Genomic DNA, 6,497 nt, shown 5'->3' with positions numbered 1-6,497 from the left:
AGACTATTGAAGTACCACTACCTGTAAAGCCGAATGAGGTTGAAAGCGATATCCAAACGCAGAATAAGCGTATTCCTGTTCCTGAGCATGTCGAACCTGAGCCTAAAAAACGTGGCTTTCTGAGCCGTTTTTTCCTGCCATATGGTTAATCTGAACTACACAAAGTCGTGGAACAATGATCAATAATTGATCGTGGAACGTGACAAATCATTAAAAAAGCCCATCTAAGTCTAGATGGGCTAAAAATAGAAACCTACAGCACTGATTTCTAAAGAAAATTATAATGCATTTCGTATAAGGTGTATTATGTTAATTTTAGGGAAATTTAAAAATTATCCTCTTTCAATAACGCCATAAAAGAAGTGAAGTTATTTGCTAATGTTATAGTTCTCAACTTATTTTCAGTTGGTGATATTTCGATAAGGTCATCATGATAAATCAGAGTAATAGGTGGTTCATCAGTATTAAGATCGTCTCTGTAATCAAAAGCTAGTAAGTCACCACCTGCACATTCTCCAAAAATCACTATGTGTTTATCCATAAATTCATACATGTGTTCATCAGGCTGATTTAATTCAATTGCTTCATATTTTTTGATGGAATCCTCATACTTTTTACGATCTTCTTCATCCCAAATTTCGATTTCTTCATATCCGTAGCTATAAAAATATACGTCTCTATCTGTGATCTCATTGTTATGATCTAAAAACTCAAAATAGTTCTTTTGAGGTGTTAATCCATTGTGTTTACTGAGTAATTCAACATAAGACTTAGGAAATTTATAACCAATAGACTTAGCATAATTTTCAATAATTTTTCTATCAATTAGGCCATGATCTCTGCTTACATCAATATTCATTTAATCTACTCAATTAATTTTTTCATAGTATAAATTAGGAATTTAAATTTCCATTTAACATAATGGTTGTTATACGAAATTCACCGTTTCGAGCCCCAAATATCAAGTTTATTTCTTGCATAAATGTATCCTATGGGATACATTACTCTTATGTACTCAATATATACCACAGAAGTCTTTGATGACTGGTTTACCAAGTTAAAAGACCAGCAGGCAAAAAGACGTATACAAGTCCGAATTGATCGGGTTGAAGATGGAAACTTTGGAGATACTGAACCCGTGGGTGAGGGTGTCTCTGAATTACGTTTCTTCTTTGGACCTGGCTACAGGATCTATTACTGTAAGCAAGGGCAAAGGGTCGTTATTCTTTTAGCAGGCGGAGACAAGTCTACGCAAAGTAAAGATATAAAACTTGCCCTGCAATTGGCACAAGATTTAGAGGAGGAGCTATAAATGGCTATTAAACTTCGCAAATGGGACAGTGCTGAGCATCTTAAAACAGAGGATGATATGCAGGCTTACTTACAAGCATGTATTGAAGAATCTAATGGCGATGCCGCATTCATTGCAAAGGCTTTAGGTAACATTGCAAAAGCTAAAGGAATGGCTCAATTATCACGAGATACAGGCTTAGGCCGAGAAAGTCTTTATAAAGCACTTTCTGGTGATGTTAACCCTAGTTTTGATACTGTGATTAAAGTTGTAAAAGCACTGAATTTACGCTTAGTAATTTAAAAAAAGTTATTAAAAAATGGAGCTTTAGGCTCCATTTTTTAATTTCGTATAAGGTGTATTATGTTAATTTTAGGGAAGTTAAACAATTCCCATTTTTCGAGATATCAATTAATTTAAGGATAACATGCAATATTTTTTGCTATTTATTACCATCATTATTTTATCAATTTACTTAAAAAATAGCCCATCAAATGGAATAGGCCATTATGTTTTGTATTTATTAGTCACCATACTGGTAGTACTTACTCTTAAAGCCTTACGGATCCATAGTAACCTTTGAGGTAATTTTTAAGTCAGTAGTAAATTGTTTTATACGTAATTTAAAAAACATATCCAATATCGGGGTTTCGTATAATCCGTATTATGTTAATTTTAGAGAAATTTGACATATATCAATCAACACTTAGCTTTAAAATCTGGTTTATTTTAGTGGTTCATAACAATCTGTTGGAAGTTTTAGTGAGTCATACAATTCTTTAGAAATTATAGTTTTATTATCAGCTAATAAATCAGTAATTTCGATCATTGATTTTCTCATAAAACCATATTTGCTTAGCGCAATGAGTTGACTTCGTGAAAGTTTAGCAACTTGCTCAAGAGTTTTATACTTTCTAGAAAGTAGTATTCTAGTTGAGCGAAGTGTTAACTCTGCATCTTCGATTTTTATTCCTTTAAATTTTTTTGGATTAGCTGTTAAAGGTTCCTCGAGAAAAATTCGATTCTTTTCTTTAATGATTTGTTGAATCATTTTTTCAAAGTATTCAAGTTCATTATGTGTCAATTCAGACACTACAAAATCAACCCAACGCGTTACTTTAGGGATATTCATTTTTTAAGCCTATATAACAAACTGTAATAGCAACAAAATTAGTCGTATTTTTTATTTTTCATGTTTCTTGGTAGGACTATATGGACATCCTGATCCAATATTAGTTGAACCACACCAACGGCACTTATTACTTCCACTGCCATGTCTATGTTTTTTGGTAGGGCTATATGGGCATCCCGATCCATAATTACGACTTGAGCAATATTCACATGCTTTTTCGTCATCATTATGTTCATGCTTTTTGGTAGGACTGTTTGGACATCCTGATCCGTAGTTAGAAGAATTACAGTATTTACATTTACTCATTTTTTAGTCCTTTTCATTTCTTATTAAAAAAACTTATTCACTCTAATAAAGTTTTAATATATATTTAAGATCATTGCAAGGTTACTGTAAGAAATATTATGGCTAAATCAATACAATCAATATCATCTGATATCAATGAGTTAATTAGAAGAAATGGTAATGAAGGAATTACGCTAAAATGGGATCAATTTTATCATATATGTGGTCGAGATAGACTTGCTGATGTAATTATGGAAAAGATTTCATCCCATCTAAAGAAGTATGATCTTTATATAATTTATGGAAATAACCATGTGATTATTGTTAGAGATTTTTGTTGGAAGCCTGTGACTATTTAGGAAAATAAAAATCAGATTTCTAAATCCATTTAACATAATGGCGGTTATACGAAGTACACTTGTATATTAATATAATAATCAATAACTTAAAATTTTAACCATGATCACAAAATGCACAAAAAATGGCTTTTGTAATAAGTTGGTGAGTTTTTAGGCGAATCTGTAACATTTTGCCAAGAAAATTGATTAATAAATGATCAATTTGGTAATCAGTGCCCATTTCATGCGGATCCAGGTTCCAAAACTATCCCCAATTGCTGGGGATAAAATTTAGGCTATTTTGTACGCTTTGGCGCACATCAATCTCGGCCCTTTGCTACTACCTGGAACAGTGGAATTTTCCTATGATGAAGTCATACAGGAACAGGATGTTCCAGAACAGAAAACAACAATAATAAGTTTACACACCAGGATCGTGAGGTACGACAGGAGTCATACCTACCAACCCAATACGAAAAACCCCGGCAGGATGCCGGGGTTTTTTACTTTCTAGACTTCTTAAATTAAAGTGGGGTGAGCATCTAGAATACGAATTAAAGTCGCTGCAGGGCCAGTCGGATAGCGGCGGCCTTGTTCCCAGTTTTGGAGCGTTCTCGCGCTGATATGCAAACGTGCAGCGAATTCTGCCTGGGTTAAGCCTGTTTTCTCACGTACTTCTTTAATATCTGGTAATTCAAGCTCAGTCACTCGGCTTGCTTTCATTTCATTGCGTTTGATGGCACCAGCTTCTTTAATCGAAGCAACCAAGTCATCAAATAAGTTGTTATCCATGAAATTGCTCCTTCACTAATTGACGCAAGATCGATGTTTCTTTATCAGTCAGGTTATCTTTTATTGACTTTGGATAAGCCACAAGGAAAAAGATCTGATCATCTTCTGTGACCCAATAATAGATCACACGGATACCACCACTTTTCCCCTTATTGCCCTGAGCACAACGTACTTTACGAATGCCACCACCATTTTTGATCAAGTCGCCTTTATCAGGCTGTACTAGAAGATCTTGCTGGAGCTGACGATATTCTTCATCGTTAACAAGCTCTTTAATTTGCTTGGTAAAAATACTGGTTTCAATGAATAGCATGGGCTGAAGTACGTCAATGGCGTATAAGGATTTTAGCAGTTTTAGAATTAAAAAACGAGCGCTGTAGGCTCTTGTTGCGCATAATGTGTCTGATGTTAATTTTAAATGCTCTTAATATTTTTATATTTCTAAAAATTCAATATTAATTGAACTGAATTATAAAAATTGATGTATTTTATTGAAATTAAATTATTGTTATTCATAAATATTCTGGAGTTACAGAAATGGGGAAACAAACTAGAATTAAAGGACGTGGTAGAGCTCGTTCAGTTTACTATGCTGGTCTTAATATTGTGGTACATCCCCACGAAACACCAATGGTATATATAGATCTTCTATATTTTATTCAAAACAAAATCCAGAAACCTATTTCAATAGGCAATAATACTTCTATCTACTTGTATGATATTAAAGAAATAAGTGAAGGAAAGCCTCTAGAAGGTGTAACTGGCACACTCTTAAAGTGTACTGATATTGATATTAAGGAGTGGTTTGACCTTAATGAAAAAGAAATAGTTGATGAAAGTTCTGCGAATACTCAAGTAAAAATTCCACCTAATTACCTAGCAAATGCAAAGTTTTTTGATTTTGTTTTTTATCCTAAGAAACATCTGATGGTTACAGAGATAAGAGATAGTTCAGGATCCGTTCAGATATCTGTTTTTAAAAGATACTTTGAAACGATATTTAAAAGAGAAGACTTTTTAGAAAACTTCCAATCAGGACATGTAACGGCAGTAACCGATGATAAACAAGTAGAAAGCATCTTAGCTTCTAAAAAACTATTAAAATTAGATATTACTTTATATAAGCCAAATCCTGATGATCTAACAAGTTTAAAAGGTAGAATCATGGGACACTTAGCAGATATCAAAGCAAAAAAGTTACAAGTAATCGCAACTGCTGAAGAAAGCTCATATCTAGACCCTGATCAACAACTGGAAGATTTATCTCGTGTTGCAGCAGATAATGGTGAAGTAGAAGCTGTTATGATGACTAATGGAGAAAGGAAAACTGTAAGTACCACTGAGTATCCAAAAATCATTAAAGATGCTTACTATCCTAAAGAAATTTCTCAGAAAGAATTTTTGCTATTAATGGCAAATAAGTATTTAGATGAAATTTAATTGAGACAATAGATGTCAAAAAATCCTACTGCTTTATTAGTTTACTGGGAAGCATATGGTGGTTTTACAGCTATCATAAAATCTTTCTATTTTTGGGCATCTATTCTCATAACTTTACTGTGTTACTCATTTTGGTCTACCGAGAATGATTGGTTCTTAATTCCACTATCAGGTTTACCTAGTTTATTAGGATTCGCGTTAGGTGGATATGGAGTATGGCTATCCGTTGGCAATCCTAAGTTAAAGAAATTATTAAGCTTATCATTTGAAAAAAATAGTCATCATTCTGACTTTTTAGTCGTTAACGCTACTTTTGTTCACTTTATAATACTTCAAGTTATATCATTCATTTATTTATTAATTTTGAAAGCGAACTCTATAGGTAAGCTTCTGAATTATATAAAGTTAAATTATCCATTGAATTATAGTCATTGTACCGAAGTAGTTATAGATTTTCTAAAAGTATTTGCACATGGTTTTGGATTTCTAATTTTTGTATATTCAATTATTACAATGCTGGCTGCTACATTTGCTATTTTCAATATAGCAATTATCACTGATGAAATTAACAAAATTGAAGATGAAGACTTAGATGCTTTATTAACAGCATTGTTGGAAGAAAAAGAAAAAAAATCCAAATAATGTACTGCCGAATAGCAATTCAGGTTGACGGATCCGCGCATCGGTCGTCCACGACAGTAGATAATTGTGCTTCCTGGGCTGAGATTACGATTCACACACCGTCTTGACACATTCCCAAATCTATTTTGAGCTTATTTAACATAAAACCTCTTATACGAAATTTAGTTAGTAGTGAACTTTTCCGACTATGATGTTTTCATTGAAAAACATCTATAAAATCAATTAAATATATTCAAGAAGTGGAATTCTTTACAGTTTTTCTTAAATTACGCCAAAATTAAAATTAATTTAAAATCAAATATTTAATATTTTAAAGATAGATATTCATAGTCGGAAAATTTGTGTTTTTACTAGAGCACATCAAACTTATAGGTGTAGAGATTCACCCCTTTTCAGTCTCACTCTGAAGTAAAAAAATATAAATATTTATTTTAAAAAACAATATCTTAAAACATAAAAGTGGAAATAAACACAGTGCATACTAAAATCTAAAATAGATCAGAAAGTACATCATGTAAATTTTGTCCACCTTGACGATTTATCAATCGTGCTGACATACCTACAGCTTTAGGTCCAC

Annotated in this window: 9 protein-coding genes and 1 pseudogene; 6 read left to right on the top strand and 4 right to left on the bottom strand. The window is 32.7% G+C overall.

Features of this window, described 5'->3' with window-relative positions:
• A pseudogene (locus tag KUG37_RS14350) lies at nucleotides 1-149 on the top strand (DNA-binding protein); the annotation flags it as partial.
• Nucleotides 150-325: 176 nt separating this feature from the next.
• Here KUG37_RS14350 and KUG37_RS14345 read toward each other — a convergent pair.
• The gene (locus KUG37_RS14345) at nucleotides 326-859 is read right to left on the bottom strand and encodes an SMI1/KNR4 family protein (RefSeq protein ID WP_216938007.1); all 534 of its coding nucleotides are present in this window, start codon (nucleotides 857-859) and stop codon (nucleotides 326-328) included.
• Between the two features lie 150 nt (nucleotides 860-1,009).
• Here KUG37_RS14345 and KUG37_RS14340 point away from each other — a divergent pair, with 150 nt between their 5' ends.
• Together KUG37_RS14340 and KUG37_RS14335 are read left to right on the top strand one after the other, a co-directional pair.
• On the top strand, nucleotides 1,010-1,312 hold the full coding sequence (locus KUG37_RS14340) for a type II toxin-antitoxin system RelE/ParE family toxin (RefSeq protein ID WP_000286964.1): 303 nt from the start codon (nucleotides 1,010-1,012) through the stop codon (nucleotides 1,310-1,312).
• Nucleotides 1,313-1,594 carry an addiction module antidote protein gene (locus KUG37_RS14335; RefSeq protein WP_216938009.1) on the top strand — a complete coding sequence of 94 codons (282 nt, stop codon included), beginning with the start codon at nucleotides 1,313-1,315 and terminating at the stop codon, nucleotides 1,592-1,594.
• Between the two features lie 421 nt (nucleotides 1,595-2,015).
• On the opposite strand, the gene KUG37_RS14330 is transcribed toward KUG37_RS14335, so the two are convergent.
• The gene (locus tag KUG37_RS14330; protein WP_216938011.1) at nucleotides 2,016-2,423 is read right to left on the bottom strand and encodes a DNA-directed RNA polymerase subunit alpha C-terminal domain-containing protein; all 408 of its coding nucleotides are present in this window, start codon (nucleotides 2,421-2,423) and stop codon (nucleotides 2,016-2,018) included.
• 404 nt (nucleotides 2,424-2,827) lie between these two features.
• On the opposite strand from KUG37_RS14330, the gene KUG37_RS14325 reads away from it, so the two are divergent.
• Nucleotides 2,828-3,067, top strand: coding sequence for a hypothetical protein (locus KUG37_RS14325; protein ID WP_216938013.1), 240 nt, complete (start codon nucleotides 2,828-2,830; stop codon nucleotides 3,065-3,067).
• Nucleotides 3,068-3,565: 498 nt separating this feature from the next.
• Here KUG37_RS14325 and nadS read toward each other — a convergent pair whose 3' ends face one another.
• Both nadS and KUG37_RS14315 read right to left on the bottom strand, forming a co-directional pair.
• Nucleotides 3,566-3,838 (bottom strand): NadS family protein, encoded by a 273-nt coding sequence (gene nadS / locus KUG37_RS14320; RefSeq protein ID WP_004896911.1) that lies wholly within the window; start codon nucleotides 3,836-3,838, stop codon nucleotides 3,566-3,568.
• Nucleotides 3,831-4,151, bottom strand: coding sequence for a type II toxin-antitoxin system RelE/ParE family toxin (locus tag KUG37_RS14315; RefSeq protein WP_216938015.1), 321 nt, complete (start codon nucleotides 4,149-4,151; stop codon nucleotides 3,831-3,833). The genes nadS and KUG37_RS14315 overlap by 8 nt, the downstream gene beginning before the upstream one ends.
• A gap of 224 nt (nucleotides 4,152-4,375) precedes the next feature.
• Here KUG37_RS14315 and KUG37_RS14310 point away from each other — a divergent pair, with 224 nt between their 5' ends.
• Entirely contained in the window at nucleotides 4,376-5,278 is a 903-nt protein-coding gene (locus KUG37_RS14310; protein ID WP_016807109.1) for a DUF4747 family protein, read from the top strand.
• Nucleotides 5,279-5,290: 12 nt separating this feature from the next.
• Nucleotides 5,291-5,920 carry a hypothetical protein gene (locus KUG37_RS14305; protein ID WP_016807110.1) on the top strand — a complete coding sequence of 210 codons (630 nt, stop codon included), beginning with the start codon at nucleotides 5,291-5,293 and terminating at the stop codon, nucleotides 5,918-5,920.
• Nucleotides 5,921-6,497: the final 577 nt, after the last annotated feature.

This window comes from Acinetobacter sp. BY419, assembly GCF_019038395.1.
Lineage (GTDB): Bacteria > Pseudomonadota > Gammaproteobacteria > Pseudomonadales > Moraxellaceae > Acinetobacter.
The sequence above is the reverse complement of the archived record's forward strand: the minus strand, read 5'-3'. Positions and strand labels throughout refer to the sequence as shown.

Excerpts from the sequence above, each read along its gene's own strand:
- KUG37_RS14325 (WP_216938013.1), top strand. The coding sequence starts at position 2,828 with ATGGCTAAATCAATACAATCAATATCATCTGATATCAATGAGTTAATT.
- KUG37_RS14315 (WP_216938015.1), bottom strand. The coding sequence starts at position 4,151 with ATGCTATTCATTGAAACCAGTATTTTTACCAAGCAAATTAAAGAGCTT.
- KUG37_RS14305 (WP_016807110.1), top strand. The coding sequence starts at position 5,291 with ATGTCAAAAAATCCTACTGCTTTATTAGTTTACTGGGAAGCATATGGT.
- KUG37_RS14340 (WP_000286964.1), top strand. The coding sequence starts at position 1,010 with ATGTACTCAATATATACCACAGAAGTCTTTGATGACTGGTTTACCAAG.
- KUG37_RS14330 (WP_216938011.1), bottom strand. The coding sequence starts at position 2,423 with ATGAATATCCCTAAAGTAACGCGTTGGGTTGATTTTGTAGTGTCTGAA.
- nadS (WP_004896911.1), bottom strand. The coding sequence starts at position 3,838 with ATGGATAACAACTTATTTGATGACTTGGTTGCTTCGATTAAAGAAGCT.
- KUG37_RS14310 (WP_016807109.1), top strand. The coding sequence starts at position 4,376 with ATGGGGAAACAAACTAGAATTAAAGGACGTGGTAGAGCTCGTTCAGTT.
- KUG37_RS14335 (WP_216938009.1), top strand. The coding sequence starts at position 1,313 with ATGGCTATTAAACTTCGCAAATGGGACAGTGCTGAGCATCTTAAAACA.
- KUG37_RS14345 (WP_216938007.1), bottom strand. The coding sequence starts at position 859 with ATGAATATTGATGTAAGCAGAGATCATGGCCTAATTGATAGAAAAATT.